Source organism: Halioglobus sp. Uisw_031 (assembly GCF_047729875.1).
Lineage (GTDB): Bacteria > Pseudomonadota > Gammaproteobacteria > Pseudomonadales > Halieaceae > Marimicrobium.
In genome coordinates this window covers 2,838,495-2,857,381 of the sequence record NZ_CP159826.1, presented here as the reverse complement: position 1 = coordinate 2,857,381, position 18,887 = coordinate 2,838,495, and the positions used below count along the sequence as shown (strand labels likewise).

Sequence of the window (18,887 nt, the reverse complement as noted above, 5' to 3'; positions counted from 1 at the left end):
GCCAGTCCGTTTTTTTCGCACGACTAGAATGTCACCTTATTTTCTTGCTGATTCGAGTGCACTGAAGAAGGATAAATTGGATAATGTTAGGTGCTATTTCGAAGGCTTTTTCGAAGGCCATACCAAGATTTTATCGTTTTCAGGGGAAACTCCAAATCCGAGCGCCTTCCCCGGTTTAAAAACCATGGGAAGTGGTACAGCATGTATTCAAGGCAGCACTATGACAGACGATCTATTCACTGACCTACAGCAAAAAGATTTGCCCTTTTTCCTGCCGAGTGCATCCGGTTATTCATCAAGTTGGAACGAGAATTATCAAGGGTTTGATCTAGCGATCCCTAATGGTGAACTGTTCTATGCAGAGACTTTTTTCGACCCAAAAGAGAGCGATAGAAGTCTTGAATATTTTTTAGAGAACGACACTAACGATTGGCGGGCAACAGATTGGAGGGCGTTGGAGCGGGAGCAACTCTCTGAAGTGAGGTTTAAAAATATAGAATGGCAACATGACAAATTGATGATGTACGGCAAAGAAACATATTTGCCGCGCTATTCCGCATGGTACGGCGATAGTGATAAGCCATACACGTATTCCGGGCTAACGCTCCATCCCAAACCATGGAACAACGGGCTTTTGACTATAAAAGACAAAATCAACGACGTTGCCGATGTGGAATTTAACAGCGTATTAATGAATTGGTATAGGGATGGGAATGACTATATGGGTTGGCATGCTGACGACGAAAAGTCGTTAGGACTAAACCCCGTTATAGGGTCCGTTAACTTTGGAGAGGCTAGAGATTTTGTGCTCAGGAGGCGTGATAACGCAGAAAAACTCGTCATCCCCGTTAAGCATGGCACATTGTTAGTCATGAGAGGCGAGTTACAACATTTCTGGGAGCATTCAGTGCCCAAGAGAACCAAACGAAACCACGATAGAATAAACCTAACGTTTAGAGTTATAAAGTTATAGCGACTCGGCGTCGCGTATCAGTGCAGGCAGGGACAATTAAGCTATCTGTCGTGACAGCGGTGCCGACGCTGATAGGTCTGCCGCCCCGTTCTGATGTAGCTTGGTCTGGGAAGGCGGCTGACGGCCAACTGCTGAAAATTGAGGCGCTTTAGGTGTCTTAGCCCCAACTGCGTCGCCGCCTGTGAGTGTCGCATTTGTGTTCTTCCTCCGATTAGTGGCTGCGCACTAAAAGTCGTACTCTTGGGTTAGCTGGTTATCCAGCGCGGGCAGATCTGTGGCTTTAAAGACGATAGAGTCGTCGTTATTGAACCCCAGCTCAACCCACGGTGAGTCGTTGCCGTTGAGTAATTCCTGCAGATGTTTGATATTGTGCACGGCTTTGCCGTTGATGCGGTTAAGCAGCAAACCTGTCACATCATAGCCTTCGTTTAAATCATGCTGTAATACATTGACGACAAACAGGTGTCGACTGGGATTCTGCGCAGTATCCGGCTGCAGTTGAACTTCCGTGTCAGCCACGCCGCTTCCTAACGTGATGTCTTCGGCATGGAGAAATTCAAACACTTCGTCCGTCAACTCAATCAGCACAACCCCGCCTATCTGCATCCACACCGGGCGGTAGTTATAGGTCACAGGTGTTACCGCGAAGATATCATGCCAAGTCCACGTTAGCTCGCAGGAAACACGGCGAGTTGCGTCGTTGGCGACAACCTCAAACGTCAAACTGTCACCCACTTGCTTGCGCGACGCTAAATAATCAATTGGCACAGAACCCACCGTACCTGTGCGGATCAATCCGTCTGGGCCAATAGGAAAACCGTCGACAGATACGATAATATCGCCGTCGGCCAAACAACGCTTGTCTACAGGGCCGGCAGACTGTGTCACTCTTACTCCGCTGCGAGAACCCATGCCATAGAAATCTCGCTGCGTAGCATTAAAAATGGTTTCTTGGTGAAAGGGCAATATTGGCACGCCGTCAGCAGTGCCGTCCATGACATCGGTGAGGAACTGATTAATCACAGGCACGGGAATAGCATAACCAATATTGTCAGCCCGACTCAGTGTCTGCGTGCTAATAGCGATCAGCTTGCCCTTGTGAAATACGGGTCCACCGCTATTACCTGAATTAATCGCAGCATCGAGCTGGTAGGTGAGATTGCTTATCCCCGAGTAGGCGTAGCGCGTCACTTCTGTGCGCGACAAAATGCCTCCTGTGATAGACATGGAGTCGCCCCCGACAGGAAAGCCCACGACCATGACATCACTGCCCACCGGGATATTTTTGCCGAGTGTCACCGGCTTGCTGCTTTTGTAGAAACTGTTGTCTGCTACCACCAGTAACGCAAGATCAGACGCATCACCGACCTTGTCAATCGTCGCCTGATACCAGCGGTCGGAATCACCGCGCTTCACTTCAATTCTGAGCGCTTCGGCAATCACATGTGCATTGGTGATCAAGCGGTCACCATTGATTAATACGGCAGACCCGTAACTGGTGCTTCCCGATCCCCTTTGCCAGGGATTTTTGAACTCAACCTCGTAGCCCGTGATCCGAACCTGGGCAACAGAGCGCAGCAGGTCTTCAGCGGCGCTGATCTTGCTGCTGAAAGTAATGATGCATAGACAGATGAGTAGACGGTGGTGCATAAAGGAACGCCTCGACAGCAATGGACACAGTATTTTTAACGGTAGATTTTTTATCAGGCTACTGCAATGGTGACTATAGGAACATGTCTGGTGATCAACCACAACGAGTGCAGAGTCTCCTCTGCCCTAGCGGGAGAACCACGATTAGACGATGACGGTCTTTGGCGAAAGGTGAATCGTGGGTTGACGAAACCGTGGTCTGTCGCCAGTTTTCCGCTTGTCCCCGGTTTTCCATTAGCGCAAGCGACGCGATTGTCGCGCACTTAGCTGTTACTTAGCGCCGTGTGTCGCTATAATTGACGGTTTACATCTTATTTCTGTGGTGTCGGTTAATGCGTAAAAATCTGATAATAGCGTTGCTCATCTCTGCTGGGCTGTTCCTCTGGTTAATGTCGGGCTTGATTTTCAATAATTCGGCCAGTGAACCCGTGCCTGCAATTTCGGAGCAACAACTTCGTGCCAAACCGGAAACGGATAAAAAGCGAGCAACGGTGCGAGCGGCAGTGTCGCAGGCAGAGAAACGCGCTCGGATATTGGTTTTGCGCGGTAAAACTGACAGTAAGCGCAGTGTAGACGTTAAGGCAGAAATAGCCGGTAGTGTTATAAATCGACCGGCAGAGCGAGGCAGTCGTGTCGAGTCTGGCGACGTGCTTTGTCAGTTGGCGATCGATGATCGTGACGCAGCAGTTGCTGAGGCAGATGCCGCACTTAAAGATGCTCAAATTTCTTATCAGGGCAGCCTCAAGCTCCAGCAGCGCGGCCTCCAGTCCGAAACGGCAATCGCCAAGGCAAAGGCAAAGCTGGAATCTGCTAAAGTGCAATTAAGGCGGCAACAGCTCAATTTGGCGAGAACTCGTGTTGTTGCCCCCTTCGGGGGCGTAGTTGAAAACGTGCAAATGAACGTGGGCGATTACGCAACGCCAGGTGCGGTTTGTGCCACCTTAATCGACCTTGACCCTATGCTAGTGCGTGCTGATGTGACGGAGGCCGAAGTTGACAATATGGAGGTGGGTACCCGCGTTGTCGGCGCCACCAGCAGTGGTGCACAGATTGTGGGTACGCTGACCTTTATCGGGAAGCAAAGTGACCCTATGACGCGTACTTACCCAATCGAAATTACGGTTGAAAACAGCGATTATAGTTTGCGCTCGGGGCTCACAACCACGGCGAAAATGCAGTTAGGCGAAGTGTATGCTCACAAGATTTCTCCGGCATTGTTTACGTTAAATGATGCAGGTGAATTAGGCGTGCGCACTATCGCAGAGAATAACGTGGTGAATTTTTTCAAGGTTCAAATTATTGAGGACACTAACGAGGGCGTATGGGTCACTGGTCTGCCTGATACCGTAAAACTGATTACCGTCGGACAGGAGTATGTGCTGACTGGTGAGACTGTCGACCCGGTTTATCCCGCACCTTCGTCTGATGAGACTAGCCCGGAGTGATCACTTCTTATATTGACTCGGCGATAGAGCGCTCTCGCACCACCATGCTGATGATGGGGGTGGTTATCCTATGTGGCCTGTTAGCTAGGGCAGCGCTGCCTATCGCAAACGATCCCCATATCGAGCTGCCCCTGTTTGTCGTCGGTATTATTCACGAGGGTATCTCTCCTGAAGATTCCGAGCGTCTGCTGGTTCAACCCATGGAAATTGAATTGCGGAAAATTGAGGGTGTCAAGGAGCTCACGTCAAATGCGTCAGAAGGAAGCGCCACATTATTGGTAGAGTTTGACGCGCAGTATGACCTTTCAGAGGCTCTATTGGATGTTCGAGAGGCGGTAGATCGTGGCAGGGCAGAGATACCCAGCACAGCAGAAGAGCCGTACGTGCGCGAATTGACAGTGGATGATTTTCCCATCGTGCAAATTAATCTGCTCGGCGAGGGCGTTGACGAGCGCAGCGTTTATGAGGCTGCGATCAAGTTGCGCGACGAAATTGAATCTATTGCTGATGTGTTGGCCGCCGATCTTAGAGGAAATCGGGAAGAGGTGCTCGAGGTTGTGATCAATACCGAAGCATTGCAGGCCTACCAGATTTCCAGTGAAGAACTTATCAGCAGATTGCAGCGTAATAATCGCCTGATACCGGCCGGTAGCATTGATACGGGTAAGGGCCGTTTTTCGGTAAAAATTCCTTCTGTGGTCGAAGAGGCGAGTGACCTTGGCGGCCTACCTATCCGCACGGTTGGCGACACGGTAGTCACGTTGCAGGATGTCGCGAGTGTGCGCAGAACCTTTAAAGATCGCACCAGCTATGCGAGATTTAACGGCCGTGAGGCCATATCCATAGAAGTCACCAAACGAAGCAACGCCAATGTCGTCGAAACCGTGCACAGTGTGCTGGCACTAGTGGACCGTGTGCGCGCAGAAATGCCAGCAGGTATCGAGGTGGTTGCTTCGCAAAATCAGGCCGAGTTTGCCAGTCTTCAGGTGACGGAGCTTCAGGGTAATATCATCACGGCTCTCGCGCTGGTCATGGTGCTGGTAGTTGCTGCTATGGGCTTTAGAAGCGGTGTAATTGTCGGTATGGGCATTCCTGTATCCCTGCTGTTCGCTGTCACTGTTGTTTATTTGCTGGGATATACCTTCAATTTTATGGTGATGTTCGGGATGCTGTTGGGCCTAGGTATGTTAATCGATGGCGCAATTGTCGTTACCGAATATGCAGATCGCAAGATGTCTGATGGAATGGATCATAGGCAAGCTTACTCGCAGGCGGTCAAGCGTATGTTCTGGCCCGTTATAGCCTCAACGGCCACTACGCTTGCTGCATTTGCGCCCTTAATGTTCTGGCCCGGAGTGTCCGGCCAGTTTATGCGCTATTTACCGGTTACGGTGTTTAGTGTGTTGCTGGGTTCTTTACTCTATGCCTTGTTGTTCGGTCCAGTACTGGGAACTTTGTTCGGCAGACCCAGCGGGCACGATAAAAAGTCTGTCAAAATGATCCATGTGCTAGAGACAGGAGACCCAACACAGTTACCCACGGTGACAGGAGGTTATGCGCGGTTTCTCAGCAGAGTTTGTGCTAGCCCAATACGCACGCTGGGCGTTATTTCGTTTGCGCTATTGACTGCTTTTTGGAGCTACGGCAAGTTTGGCGCTGGTACTATTTTCTTTTCAGATGCCGAGGCCCAGTACTTTCAGGTGTCAGTGCTCGGCAGAGGAAACTTTTCAGCGGATGAGGTTAACCAGTTGGTGTGGGAGGCTGAGCAAGAAATACTGCAGATAAAGGGCATAAGATCCGTTAACTCTAGCACTATTCTGCCGGGAAATAATCGTTCAGGGGGTGGCTCAAACAGCAGTTCAGATCGTATTGGCGCTATTTTCCTCGAACTGCTAGCCGAAAATGACCGTGAAATGAAAGCCGATGATATTGAACTGGAGATTAGACAACGGGTTTCATCTCTACCCGGTATTGCCATTGAAATTTTGCCGCTGGAGCAGGGGCCGCCCGTGGGAAAGCCCATTCAGATAGAATTGGCTTCGCGCAATCGTGCGCTACTGGAACCGGCAATGGCGCGGATTCGTGCCTATATGGACACACTGCCTGAGTTGTTATACATCGACGATACGGCTGCTCTGCCAACCATTGAGTGGCGCATAGAAGTGGATCGAGCGCAGGCTGGCATCTATGGTGCCGATGTTTCCTCTGCAGGCATCGCAGTTCAGCTTGTGACTAACGGTGTAAAAATAGGCGAATACCGGCCCGACGGTGCCGATGACGCGGTTGATATTCGGGTCCGCTATCCTGAGCACGAACGTGGTATCAAGGCTCTCGATACAATGCGTATTAGTACAGCGCAGGGTCTGATCCCGATGTCCAACTTTGTCCAAATGAAGCCCGGACCTGGCCTTGATACCCTCGAACGTATTGATTCTGTACCTGTGGAACGGATAAGAGCCGATGTGGTTTCGGGTGTGTTGGCAGATGCTATGGTCAAAAAAATTGACGCTTGGTTATCGCAGCAGGAATTTGATCCGAACCTTGAAATACGGTTTCGAGGTGCGAACGAAGAGCAGGCTAAATCTATGGATTTTGTGGGAGTCGCTTTTTCTCTCTCGCTGATTCTAATGTTTGTGCTGCTGGTGACGCAATTTAACAGTTTTTACCAGAGCGGATTAATTTTGCTTTCGGTGATTATGTCGACGGCTGGGGTCCTTCTGGGCCTGCTGATTTTGGGTAACCCGTTTAGTGCACTGTTAACCGGCGTGGGGGTGGTTGCGTTGGCGGGTATCGTTGTGAACAATAATATTGTGCTCATCGATACCTTTAACCGCTTGCGTGTGATGCATCCGGAGTTAGATGTTCGCTCTGTCATTGTGCGTGCAACATCGAGACGGCTGCGTCCGGTGATGCTAACGACGGTAACCACTGTTTTTGGTTTATTGCCATTGGCTGCCGGCCTGTCGATTGATTTAATTAATCGCACGATTACTGTGAATGGGCAGATGGCAATGTTCTGGGCACCTCTGTCTCAGGCCATTGTATTTGGACTGACCTTTGCGACTATTTTGACGCTGATTGCGACGCCGGCCTTGCTGGCTTTACCAACCGCTGTGCGAGAGAAATATCATTCTTACCGTGAACAAAAAGAGCACCGAGGCGACACCTAGCTATAAGGTAGTACTGTAAGAGCAAAGAAGAAGCTATGGCGGGCTTAAAAGACAACATGACCAGTGTCGCTGGGTGGTTTGGTTGAAGGGTACTTGCTGTGGAAGCATCTGAGTCAAAAGCCTACCCATTAATCGTCTCTTGATCTCTTAAACCTGCAAGATGCTTCTAAGCAAATTCTGGCACGGTTTCGAACCTGTTTACGGTGGCTCACTGATGCGGAATTCGGGGTGCTGTATCTTGCCTCCGGCGCTAGCCACTATGCTGACGCCGCCGATAGCGATTAGAGTAATCAGTGCAATCACAAGACAAACCCATGGGAGCCAGCGCACGCGGGCCCAGCCGATCGCGATTGCCGCGATGGCAAGCGCGGAGTTTGCATACAGCAGCGGCAGCCAGGTCTCGGCAAGTTCTGCGTGGTAGTCCAGCCAGTCTCGGCTGCGTCCGTTGAGTAGGTCATAAACGGCGGGGTAGGCTGCATCCCCGTAATTCGCCACAGGGACACTTATGCCAGCCGTAATGGCAATTAACGTCAGACCCGTGAATAATAATACGGTCTGACGCAAAACCAGCCCAACTGCTAATATCAACCATGCGATAATCAACCCGATGACAGGAATGTGATTTAGCAACACGTGCCGGTAGGCAGGGTCCGCCATTAGGTCCATCCAGTCCACGCGGTCAGCTCCGTAAGGCCCATGCGGTGCAGTGTGCCTGCTGATTCACCCCGCCGTCTAAAATATCACAATGGCCACATTCTTGACCTTCACCGACGTCGGGGCTAAAGAACTGGCAGCTACTGCAGGCCTGAGCAGCTGTGGTAGAGCGTTCAGAGTATTGATGTATTTTGCGCATTTGCTCCTCACCTCGACTGAGGAACTCAGGGTCTGCGCAAAGAGCGGTGACAGCGGTATCGCAGGCATGCAATAGCGGCGCTGCGGCTATTAGGCCGCCACGCTGCAATAGCTGGCGCCGTGTGAATGCTTGCTCTGTCACTTTTTCTGGGCAACCTGCATGCTGGTCTCGGGCATAATGATAAAGGCTGGCACGGCGGCAAACCTGATGACAGTCGACATGGAAGTACATTGGCCCGTCTCTGGGTCGGGGTGACCGTCAGCAACCCGGGGCAACGCATGGTAGATGCCCGCGCACTGATAGCCAATATTGTTAGCCGCGGCGCGCCCAAGATGGACAGGTCCGATATAAACTTCCGTCAAAAAGTTGAACGTATTCTCAATATCCCAGTACCCCGCTAACACGCCCTTCATGCTGCCATCGGCGAGCATTTCGGCTCGGATCTGTAAGTCGCGAAACCAGTAGTAGTTATCAATTGCCTGGACTTTGAATTTCAGCTTGGCATCAACCGGTCCGGCCGTGAATATCCCATCTTTGATTTCTCCTCGAAATGCCGCGCTGTGAAACATTGTGTCCGCATGCACGAGCTGGCTCATGTCTGGTACCACGTGGCCGTTGGCATCTTTTGTAATGGGGCCGGCGCTTGTGAATAGTTTAGCTTCTACAAGGCCTTTATCGCGAGTGCCTTCCACCAACTTTATTTCCAGTAGTGTTGCATAGCCATTCTCTAAAATGGAATTATTACTATCAAATAGTCGATCGAATAGACCGTCAGGACGATAGCCTTTGACGCAACCCATCAGGCGATAGTGCTGGTTATCGATGCCGGTCTGTCCGTTAGCGCCGGTAAAATCGTCATGAGCACATTGGCCTTCGCCGCTAGCGAGCGTGTTTTCACCATCGAGGTCCAGTCCTGCGACAGAAGCGTCGCCCTCAAAAAGAATGTGGCCTGGGTCTGGCCACACTGACGGGTCCTTACAGGCATCGGCGGGCAACAGGCCTAGCGCGCCTTCACGATCACCTGCCTCGTAACGGCGCTTCACTTCATCGCGAACTTCAGCGTATTCTTCAGAAAAGAAATCCTCATCGGTGATGTTCATGCCTTCGGGGCATTCGCCAGGGTTTTCTTTGGGAATGTCATAAGACCACTCGGTAAACACAAAGCCGCGAACCTGTTCTTGTGCGGCGGCAGCCATAATCGCGTCCGTCGGAGCTACACTGGCAGACTTATCACCGCAAGCGCCAAGCAGAATTAGTAGAACGGTGGTGATCAGGCTCTTCATTGTCACTTCCTTCTTATGATAGGGCTGCGGTCTGTGATTCTGTCAAACGAGGATGTCTGAAATAGGGCGGTCGGTTTGATTTTGATCCGCACCCCATTGGCCCACATTGAGGCCCATTGCCTGTTGCATTGTAAGCCCCACACGGCTCACCGATTCGCCCACGCCGCTGACGTGCAACCCGGTGCGCAGTCGTCCACCGGCAGTGCCTGCTGTCATAAACGGCATGCCCACTATGCTATGCGTGTTGGCCTCTGAGGTTTCCGAGTGCGCCATCACCAGACAATTGTCCAGTAATGTGCCATCGCCCTCTGGCACAGCATCCAGCGTTTGACAAAATTGCGTCCACGCCTCCATGCTCTTGAGTACGAAAGCGGTTGCATTAGGTTGGTAGCCTAACACTGCATCGCGTGGTTCCTCATGAGTAAGCGTGTGGTGGGTATCAGTGCTGCCGGGCATACGGAGGCTAGAAGCACGATCAGAAAACTGCATGTTGAAAACGCGCGTTTGATCGCAAGCTAAGGCCAGTGCCAGAGTTTGCGCCATCAGTCCATGGTTAGCCATTACGTTATCAATTTCGGTGTCGCGTGGCAGATCAACCGGTGCTTGGGGTGTGCTGCACGCTTGCAGCGGCGGCGGCTGTTGTAGTTGCAACTCTAATTGCTGTTCGAGCTGGCGTAGCGCAGTGAAGTACTGATCAAGACGAGCGCGGTCGCTGTATCCGAGCTGGCGCTCTAGACGCTTGCGGTCTTCTGTCACAATGGACAGCGCACTTTTGCGCAGCAGTACGCTGGGGTCGGGAGAGAAATCTTTGGCGTTAGGGTCTGAGAATCCAGGACCAAAGATGCGGGTATAAAATCCCAGCGCGCTCGGTTCCGCAGGATTGACGCTGCTGACATCGCGTAGGCTGTTACTGTGGCGAGGATTTCCTGTCGCTGCCATTTCCAAAGATCTGAAGCGAGTGCGGGTGCCGATCGCGTCCGATATCAGCACGTCGAGAGTTGGGCCTGTCACGGTGTCTGCCGTTTTGGGAGCGCCGCCGCACAGTGCGCCGAACACACCCGTGCGATGCACCTGATTGGCCTCGCCGTCAAGGAGTACGCTATAGCCACTGAGTATATTCATGCGATGACGCATAGGTGCAATGGGTAGTAATTCCGGCGACAGCTCCCAATCAAGTCCCTCAGTGCTTGGATTCCAGCGCGCTGGGTTCATGCCGCAGCCAAAAAACCAGGTACCAAAACGTTGGGGCAATGGTGCGCCGGTTGCCGCCATAGCATTACCATTGGTGTTAAGGAAAATATCGAGGAAGGGTAGACCGACCGAAATGGCGGCACCACCGAGTGTACCGCGCAGAAATGTGCGCCGGTTAAGGCCGCCGCTTTTACTGTTTTTCATGTTGGTTTACTCTTGCTAATGATGAGGGAGACGTGAGCTTTATCATCAAATTCGGTTCTGTCAGTGTCCGTAGTTTGCTGTTTGACAGTCTGTGCCTTGGGCGCTTGAGGCGACGGTGCGGTCGCAGTGCGAAATGCTTCACTGGTGGCGATGTCACCCATCAATGCCGGCACACGATAACCCTGGCCAGCAAAGGTATCCTCCAGATAACGCAGCAGGCGGCGCTCGCCGTTGGTATGTTTTCTGCCCACGGCATAGCGATAGAGGTTCTCGACCAGACAAGCGCTCACTAACGGGCTTTCAGCAAACGCCTGCCCTAACTCTGCGGCATTGGAAAAAGCAGCACCGTCGAAATCGCCGCTGGTGTCGATAGTTGATTCGTTTTCTGCCAGTCGGAACTTGCCGATGCCGTCGAAGCTTTCTAAACCGAGACCAATGGGATCTGTAAGCGCGTGGCACTTGCGGCAGCTGGCCGCAGTGGCATGCATCGCCAGGCGATCGCGCGCTGTGTTATGCACCGCTGCCACATCTTGCGTAAATTGGGTGAAATCGATATCCGCTGGAGCTTCAGGAACGGTTTGACATAGCAACGCCTCCCGCATGAATACGCCACGCAGAGTGGGTGAACTGCGGCCTGGATGAGAGTGCAGCATAGCGAAGCTCGCATGCGACAGCAGCCCGCTGCGGGATTGATTGGCGGGGAGTGTGGCTCTTTCCCAGCCATCTACTGCCCGCACCGGTATCCCATAAATCGGGCCCAGTGACCGAGTCATCGGTATTTGATTTGATGTGAACAGGGTACGGTAGTCCGCTTCTTGTGTTACCAGTTGATCGACAACAAAACGCAGGGTTTGTTCGCGCGCGTCAGCGGCCATTCGGTTATTAAATAATGGATATTGGGCAACATCCTTGCTCAAAGCGTCAAACTGATCAAACACAAACACATCTTCAAAAAACGCGCTGATGCCAGTGGCAATGTGTTCAGAGGCCACCATACGATTGACTTCGCGTGCCAGCCCCTCTGGCTTAGACAGCTCACCGCGTTCAGCCGCTGCCAAAAGTGTTTCGTCGGGGCCGCGATTCCACAAGAAGTAACTGAGCTTGCTTGCTAGGCTCAGATTCGTGAGCTGCAACCTGTCCGGTTGATCTGGCAGCGGGGCGGGCTCGGCTACTTCAACTCTAAACAGAAAATCAGGCGCTACCATCAGACTGGCGAGGGCGAGTTGCAGGCCTGCATAATAGTCTTGCTGCTCTTCTGCAACGCGAGAGGCTACCTGAGCGCGAAGCCCAATATCTTCCTCTGTCAGTGGGCGACGCAGCAGTATGCGACCAAGCTCGCTGATTGTTTGAGTTATACAGGCGTGATCGGGTGCAGTTGCTGACTGGGGTTCGCACGGAAGGATGTCCACACGCAGTTCAGGAGAAGTGGCCTGAGCAGCAATGCTGCGCGCCATGGCTTCGTACTGCTCGAATCCACTGCGCGTGACTGAGACCCGTGAGGCCCCAAGTGCGTTGAGGCCCTCTTGACGATTGTCGGGTTCGAAACGGCCGGCCACCTCAATCTGACTACCAAAGGTGTCTTCAATGGCGTTTCGATATTGTTCGCCTGTGAGGCGCCGCATCGCCAGCGGGCCGCCAGTTGCACTGGGGTCGGGATTGCTGCAACCGAACAACAGTAAGACGCTGGCACCGATCAATACTCTGGACATGTATCTCATGTCTTTCCTTTGGTCTTGCGACTGCAATCTGCGATATGCCTAAGCATTAGAGTACTATCTGGTCGCCGATTGCACTATTACGTTTTTTTAATGAGGCCCTAGACGTTATTCTGTTTTTAAAAGGTATAAATAGCGGTGAAGCCAAATTCACGCCCCGGATACTGCATACCTTGTAGAGTCTGTGTGTCCTCGAATTGGACAGGATTGATATTGAGGTCTTCGTTGGTCAAATTTTTTGCCCAGAGCTTTAATTCTACCCCTAGGTTGGGCTCAAAAAAGACCACTGACACGTCAAAGCGGCTCTTGTTCTCGTCAAAGCGGCTGACGCTGGGTATGTCGGGCTTGTTGCTCTCTGCCAGCGTTTGCCGTGCTGGTTTGGATTGCCAGGTCCAGTTCAGGCGCGTGGCAAGATTCCAGTTGCTGCCCAGGTCGTGTTCATAGGCGAGTTGAAAGTTTGTCTGCCAGCGGGGCAAAGCGTTGAGCGGCTTACCGTTCCTGGGACAGAATAATTGGTCTGGGAAAGGCGTCTGGCCGGGTAAAAGTGCTGGTTCCTCACCCGACTCGCATAGGCGACGGTTCCAATCTTCAATGGTAGGGTCGGAGTAGGCACCGCGTAAGGCGGCCTCCCAGTGCTGGGCAAATACATAGGTAACGTCGAACTCGACCCCGCGCGTAAGCACTTCATCGGCATTACCGAGTTGGTTGTTGAACAGGCCACCTAGGGGGGTCAGTGCGGGCACCTCGCCAGGAAAGCCGATCTGATGATTCTTGAACTCTTGGTAGAACAAGGCAAGCGTAAACCGTAGATGATTGTCCAATAACAGTCCTTTTACTCCGATTTCATAGGAATCTGAGATCTCTTCTTCAAAGGCTGCGACCTCGCGTCCGAAGGCTGCGATTTCCGGAAAGAATTCGGACAGTGCGAATACGCCAGGCACTAGCGGATTGAACCCTCCCTGCTTAAACGCATTGTCCGCAGAGGCATAAAACGTGAGGTTGTCGCTGTAGTAGTGGCTGAGCTTCACACTCCATGAGAGGTGATCGAAATCCAGTTTATCGTCGACGAGGGCAATGTACTCCAGAAAGCGAATGTCGCCTTCCATGGTCGTTTCGATATCGTCATAGCGGGCGCCCAATCCCAGCTCCCAGTCCTCGGTAAAGGCGTAGCTAATATTTCCGTAAACGGCGTTACCCGTATCTTCGCTGCTCGAGTCCCCAATCACTTCTGTGTCTGTCACCACGACGTTGAACACGCCGTCTGCGGGGCGAGTGAAGTGATAAAGGCCAGTCACATAGCTAAGGTCGCCGATAACATCTGAGAATCGCAGTTCATACGTGGTGATCTTATAGTCTAGGTCGATGTTGAAGATTTCATTGGAGTTAGGAAAAGGCTTTCGGTTTTCGTTGGAACTGTTGTCGAACCGCTGATGCATTGCTAGGAAGTCGACGTCACTGAAGCCCGCTTCCCAAGACCAATGGATACTGATGTCCTTGATATTACCATCGACCTTGCCGACGAATTCACCGTAATCTTTTCGGTCTTTAAACTTTCCGTACTCTGCTGGAATGCCGGTATCACCGCCGGTTCCAGGTATTTCGCCTTGATAGTTAAATGAGGAAACATACTGGGAGAGATCCTGATAGTTGGCGATCGTATCTAACTGCATGGTGTCGCTCATGAGCCAGCGCAATTTTGCACGCACGGCTTTTGTGTCGTTGCCGCCACTGGTCTTGTCTGGCGAGATCGGGTTAACGTTCTCAATATAACCGTCGTCATCGCGATACACCCCCGCCAGGCGCAGCGCAAGTTGGTCATCGACCAGAGGAATATTCACCGCACCGCGCAAATCTGTAGCCGCCAAATCAGAGGAATCATATTGACTGTAAGTTGCCTCCAGATAGCCTTCCGTGCCCTCCATGCTGGGCGACCGGGTAATGATATTGTAGGCCCCGCCAGGCGCGTTGATGCCATAGAGCGTGCCTTGTGGTCCACGCAGCAACTCCAGTCGCTCCAGATCAACCAATGTCGAAAACACGGTACCGATTTGTGATTGTGCGAATTGGTCCACAAAGACCACGACGCTTTGTGGTGAGCCTACTGAGAAAAATCCAGGGCCTACCCCGCGTAATCGGATTGATGCCGATTGAATGCCGGGGAAGATTGAAACGCCTGGTGTAAGCTGCACCAGATCAGTAAAAGAGAATGCGTTGATGTCCGCGATGTCTTGAGCGGTTGCCACACTGATTGAAATAGGAACGTCCTGAAGAATTTGGGTGCGCTTCTGCGCAGTGACCAGAACCTCCTCGAGAACCACAGGTACCGGGTTCTGCACATCCGTCTGGGCACGGAGCGGCACGGAAATGGCAGCAAATATTGCAATGTAAGCTGCAGGTAATATTGCCTTAAACATGTGCTCACCTTTATAGTTATGGGCATAACATAGTCCCGAAATGGGTCTGAGGTCAACAATGCTTGGGAGTTAAAGACGAGATAAAAGAGCCAACGGGGCAGACTTTTGCCCGGAAGTTACTAGCCTGCAGACGGCTGTCTGCGGCGTCGGCGCTAAGGTTCAATTATTGAATACTCGCTTGAGCCGCTGGGCCCAGGTCATTGCGGTATGACGCTCGGCTGAGGTGCGAGCTTACGCTTTCTTACGCTTGATTCCAGCAAGGGCCAACAATGCTGAGCCTAACAGCCATGCGGCAGCGGGGAGGGGAGTGGCGTGAACGTAGGCACTCAATTTTATCCATCCACAGAAGTTAATGAGCAATACCTTTTTTGGGTGTTGCCATGACTCAACCTAGAATGAGCGATACAAGCAGCCAGGCTGGTGGCTTGGCACTGCTACCGGCGCCAATACTGGCCTAGCCCACATACCTAACGGGATAACTCGGCAAGGCTAAAATTTCAGCCGCCATAGCTGGCGTCGCAATCGGTCTGTCGTATTTTTTAGCTAGCGCAACCACTTCTGTTACTAATTCAACATTAGAAGGGGTACGGTTGCCACCGTAGGGTTCTAACCCAACTTGTACATGGCCCCCTAGACGAATCGCTTCTTCGGCGATGCCACACCGAGCACAGTCGTCACCAAAGCTAGAGACTAGCCAAGGTAAGTCGCAATCCCCCATCATGCCGAGATAAGCGTTTAAGCTGGCCGGTGTGGGCGGCATACCAAAAGGCAAATTATCTGCACCAAAATAAAATTTTACCATGGTGCCTGTGGGTAATTTACCAGCGCGGTAGTAAGCCAAAATAAATTTAAGAAAGCTCGGTTCGAAGATAGAAGCGCTTATGCCAATGCCCAGCTCACGGCATGTTTCAACGTAATAAATTGAGTCGTTCATGTCGTTACGATACAACGAGTCAGTGCCTATAAATAAGCCGTCTTCGCCTGCTATTGAAAGATTAAACGTACCAGGGTCACACAAGCCTTGCGCTAATAATCCTTCTTCGGCCATGGTTGTTATATGGCTATAACGCGCTTCTACAGGAACGCCCTCTTGGCCAACGGGCATTGTTGGGGTCAAGATGGCGTCCGGCCGCTTTGATAACAGGGTGCGCCAAGGCTTGGCGTATAGTTCAGCGTTTAACTTGCCGGTGCCACCGAAAATAGATTCGGATGTATGATTATGAATTAAGGCTGCACCTGCGTCCATGCAAGCCATGGCATCGTTAACGATTTCGTCATCGCTATAAGGGACGTTTGGGTTCAGGTCTTTATTAGCTGAGCCGTTTAACGAGGCTTCGATAATTAGGGGGATTCCAGTAACAGATGTAGTGTTCATCAATATAACCTAGTGGTGAGGACATTTGGGGTCAAAGTAAAAACGCGAAACATCGGACTGAACAACGGTGCCTACGCCCTTGAGTTTTTGCTGCGACCCCAACAACACAAATCGCGATCTAGAATAGCTCCAGGTTCTCACCCTTTGGTCGGACCTCAAGTCGATCACCAACGGTAATGTAACCTGTATTGAGAATTCTTGCACACAGACCGCCGTGACCAATCATCGCTGCTACGCCACCCTTGCCCAGTGCCGCGTCCATGCGTGAACAGGGGTGGCATAAAGCGGTAGCTTCAAAGACGGCCTCGCCAATCTGGAAGCGCTGGTGTCTTAGTGCGTTGAGATTAATCCCGCTGACCACAAGATTGCGGCGCAGTAAGACAGGATCGATGGTGCTGAGTCCGGTGAAGTGGGCGATCTGCTGCATGAACTCTTCCGATATCAGCGTAACCTGCCGTGCAGAGCCAGGCGTCTTGTCCATTCTATGATCACCCTCCAGACCTTTGGCTGCTATTGCCTTTGCTCGTTCAACGGGCGTCACCTGACCGCGTCGCTCCGAACGTAGACCGATCCAGGTCAAGGTTCCAGGAGGTAGATCACGTGCAATTTTGTCGAGTGGGTTGCTTCGCTTAGTCATTGTCTGTCTATGTATCATCTATGAATAATTGTCACGCCGGAGAGACGCGCTCGCCTAGTCGGATGCTCTAAAAACTCTAACGCTATGATGAACTACTGTTTGTATTATATATTGATTACTTCAGGTGACCTTGCATTACTTCAAATTGGAGCGGTGCCAACTGAATTACTGCCTTAACTTATTGACATTAAAAAATTATATAAATAATAGATGTGCATATACCCCCAGATATACCCCCGTTCAAAGCCCGCTACCCCGTATCATATCCACCGAGTCGTCAGGATACCGAACGGCCTATGCCGCCGTAGCGATAAACGTCACCACCTGTCGCCGAATGCTAAAGAAACCAGGCGGTGCGCTCTTGCTAAATTTAGCCTCTAGGGTGTGCGGTAGAAAAATCCGCCCATCTGAGTGGGGATTCCGGCTTCACCCATCCACGCGACTGAAACAAAGGTCTGCGTGTTGAAATAGCATCCCGGATCCATATAGTAAAGCTCGGAAGGGCCAGAGGTCATTCCAGTGAGGGGAAATGTAAGGTTAAAATAGGCGACAACGCTGTTGGTCTCCCGCCAGCCATCAGCGAAGAACGAGTGCAGTGCACATTCTTGGTCATTGATGGTCTCATAATACGCCATTAGCGCATCGACGTCTGAACCACTGGCCCAAGTCCATCCAGTCATATCATGGCCGTTCAAGGGCCCGTTGCAGATTCCACTTTCGCAGACGTCAGCAATCTCCTGGTACGCAACACCAATAAACAAATCGGGCTGATACCAGATTTTCCCATCAACGGCGATGGTGTCTAGGCCGCAGGACAAGTCTGGGTTGAGCGGGCAGGGATCATCTACGTCGAATATTCCGTCATTGTCATCATCCACGTCTAGATGATCCTTAATGCCATCATCATCTGTATCAATGCCTACGAAGGTAAAAAGAGGCTTTGCATAGAAGTATATTCCAGTATCCAAGATAGAATTGCGGATGCTTTCAAATAAAGGGTCATCAGAGGCCGGGCCATTGGAAACGGTACAGACGGGATTCTCAGAGTCGGCACATTGGTAGTAGTCCCCAGCCTGCCATTTGGAAAATTCGTACCCTGGTCTAGCGGTGGCGGTAAACGTTTCGATAAAGCCCGCAGCAGTCACGTCGAATTCACAGATGCTGCCACCTGCGCAATCCCGTGTGCCAGAGCTTGACGAAACATCACCGTTTGCCGTGACCAGCAAAGCAAATTTGCAGCCTGTCATTAGGAGAGCGACGAAGAAAATAAAGAGTGTCTTGGTGCCTGTGTTCATATTGATTCCTTTCATTTATTTTTACTGAGACTAGGCAGTAGCCTCCACTTTATTTCCCGCAGCACCTTGGGTGGGCGCAAAGCTATATAGGCTCCGCGACTGCCATCATCTGTAACCGCTATCGGTGCTGGATGTATAACATCCTGCGTGCTAACTAAATCCCCGACTCGGTCGTTAGGAAGGAAATGAGTCCTGAAGTTGCAGTGGTTTAATGACGCCATACCCTAACATGCATAGGCAGGGGAGGGTAGGGTGAGGGGCGACCGCCCCTTTTGCTTTAACTGGGGGGGTAGTCAGCTTAAGAGTTAGAGTCCTTTAAGCTACCTGGCGAACGACTGTCTAATGACTTCAGCCATTCAAAGAATAGACAGTGTCTTAGTGATCAATGCGTGTATCATGGTTGCATCCTTTTATTTATTACTTTATTAAGTATAGCCGTTTGCTTGATATGGCTACAGATGTTCACTCACCTGATAATGAAGCTTAATCTTTGCCCGCGAAGTAGGGAAAACCCTACTTAGGTTTCTATAACGTCACGCTGTCTACTATCGGCGCCGATATCTATTTACTCGCCTCATACAACAACCAAATCGGCAGCCTCACTGGAATATACTCAGGTGTAATCGGAGGGCTGCTTGCCGCTGGCGTACTCGTTCCTGCAGCGTTCGTTGCTGTCACAGAA

14 protein-coding genes are annotated in these 18,887 nt (G+C 51.4%); 3 read left to right on the top strand and 11 right to left on the bottom strand.

Annotation, left to right across the window (positions count from 1 at the left end):
• The first annotated feature begins 28 nt into the window (after positions 1–28).
• Positions 29–973: an alpha-ketoglutarate-dependent dioxygenase AlkB family protein gene (locus ABXT62_RS12950; protein WP_415355696.1), complete on the top strand. Its 945-nt coding sequence runs from the start codon at positions 29–31 to the stop codon at positions 971–973.
• Between the two features lie 225 nt (positions 974–1,198).
• On the opposite strand, the gene ABXT62_RS12945 is transcribed toward ABXT62_RS12950, so the two are convergent.
• A complete protein-coding gene (locus ABXT62_RS12945; RefSeq protein WP_415355695.1) occupies positions 1,199–2,623 on the bottom strand; it encodes a trypsin-like peptidase domain-containing protein in 1,425 nt (474 codons plus the stop codon).
• A gap of 332 nt (positions 2,624–2,955) precedes the next feature.
• Between ABXT62_RS12945 and ABXT62_RS12940 the strand changes: the two genes are divergently transcribed.
• Complete coding sequence (locus ABXT62_RS12940; protein ID WP_415355694.1) at positions 2,956–4,068, top strand: efflux RND transporter periplasmic adaptor subunit; 1,113 nt, start codon at positions 2,956–2,958, stop codon at positions 4,066–4,068.
• The gene (locus ABXT62_RS12935) at positions 4,065–7,238 is read left to right on the top strand and encodes an efflux RND transporter permease subunit (RefSeq protein WP_415355693.1); all 3,174 of its coding nucleotides are present in this window, start codon (positions 4,065–4,067) and stop codon (positions 7,236–7,238) included. The genes ABXT62_RS12940 and ABXT62_RS12935 overlap by 4 nt, the downstream gene beginning before the upstream one ends.
• Before the next feature lie 198 nt (positions 7,239–7,436).
• On the opposite strand, the gene ABXT62_RS12930 is transcribed toward ABXT62_RS12935, so the two are convergent.
• The 10 genes from ABXT62_RS12930 to ABXT62_RS12885 form a co-directional block, all read right to left on the bottom strand.
• A complete protein-coding gene (locus ABXT62_RS12930; protein ID WP_415355692.1) occupies positions 7,437–7,913 on the bottom strand; it encodes a hypothetical protein in 477 nt (158 codons plus the stop codon).
• A gap of 4 nt (positions 7,914–7,917) precedes the next feature.
• Entirely contained in the window at positions 7,918–8,232 is a 315-nt protein-coding gene (locus ABXT62_RS12925; protein WP_415355691.1) for a high-potential iron-sulfur protein, read from the bottom strand.
• Complete coding sequence (locus tag ABXT62_RS12920; protein ID WP_415355690.1) at positions 8,229–9,374, bottom strand: hypothetical protein; 1,146 nt, start codon at positions 9,372–9,374, stop codon at positions 8,229–8,231. Before ABXT62_RS12920 ends, ABXT62_RS12925 begins: the two co-directional genes overlap by 4 nt.
• 42 nt (positions 9,375–9,416) lie before the next feature.
• Positions 9,417–10,769, bottom strand: coding sequence for a DUF1552 domain-containing protein (locus ABXT62_RS12915; RefSeq protein WP_415355689.1), 1,353 nt, complete (start codon positions 10,767–10,769; stop codon positions 9,417–9,419).
• Positions 10,766–12,487: a DUF1592 domain-containing protein gene (locus tag ABXT62_RS12910; protein WP_415355688.1), complete on the bottom strand. Its 1,722-nt coding sequence runs from the start codon at positions 12,485–12,487 to the stop codon at positions 10,766–10,768. The genes ABXT62_RS12915 and ABXT62_RS12910 overlap by 4 nt, the downstream gene beginning before the upstream one ends.
• Positions 12,488–12,603: 116 nt before the next feature.
• Positions 12,604–14,898, bottom strand: a complete 2,295-nt coding sequence (locus ABXT62_RS12905) for a TonB-dependent receptor (protein WP_415355687.1) — start codon at positions 14,896–14,898, stop codon at positions 12,604–12,606.
• Between the two features lie 231 nt (positions 14,899–15,129).
• On the bottom strand, positions 15,130–15,228 hold the full coding sequence (locus ABXT62_RS12900) for a VPLPA-CTERM sorting domain-containing protein (protein ID WP_415355686.1): 99 nt from the start codon (positions 15,226–15,228) through the stop codon (positions 15,130–15,132).
• A 124-nt stretch (positions 15,229–15,352) separates the two neighbouring features.
• Positions 15,353–16,273 carry a 3-keto-5-aminohexanoate cleavage protein gene (locus ABXT62_RS12895; protein WP_415355685.1) on the bottom strand — a complete coding sequence of 307 codons (921 nt, stop codon included), beginning with the start codon at positions 16,271–16,273 and terminating at the stop codon, positions 15,353–15,355.
• Positions 16,274–16,391: 118 nt separating this feature from the next.
• Positions 16,392–16,910 carry an MOSC domain-containing protein gene (locus ABXT62_RS12890; protein WP_415355684.1) on the bottom strand — a complete coding sequence of 173 codons (519 nt, stop codon included), beginning with the start codon at positions 16,908–16,910 and terminating at the stop codon, positions 16,392–16,394.
• 377 nt (positions 16,911–17,287) lie between these two features.
• Positions 17,288–18,205: a hypothetical protein gene (locus tag ABXT62_RS12885; RefSeq protein WP_415355683.1), complete on the bottom strand. Its 918-nt coding sequence runs from the start codon at positions 18,203–18,205 to the stop codon at positions 17,288–17,290.
• Between the last annotated feature and the right edge of the window lie 682 nt (positions 18,206–18,887).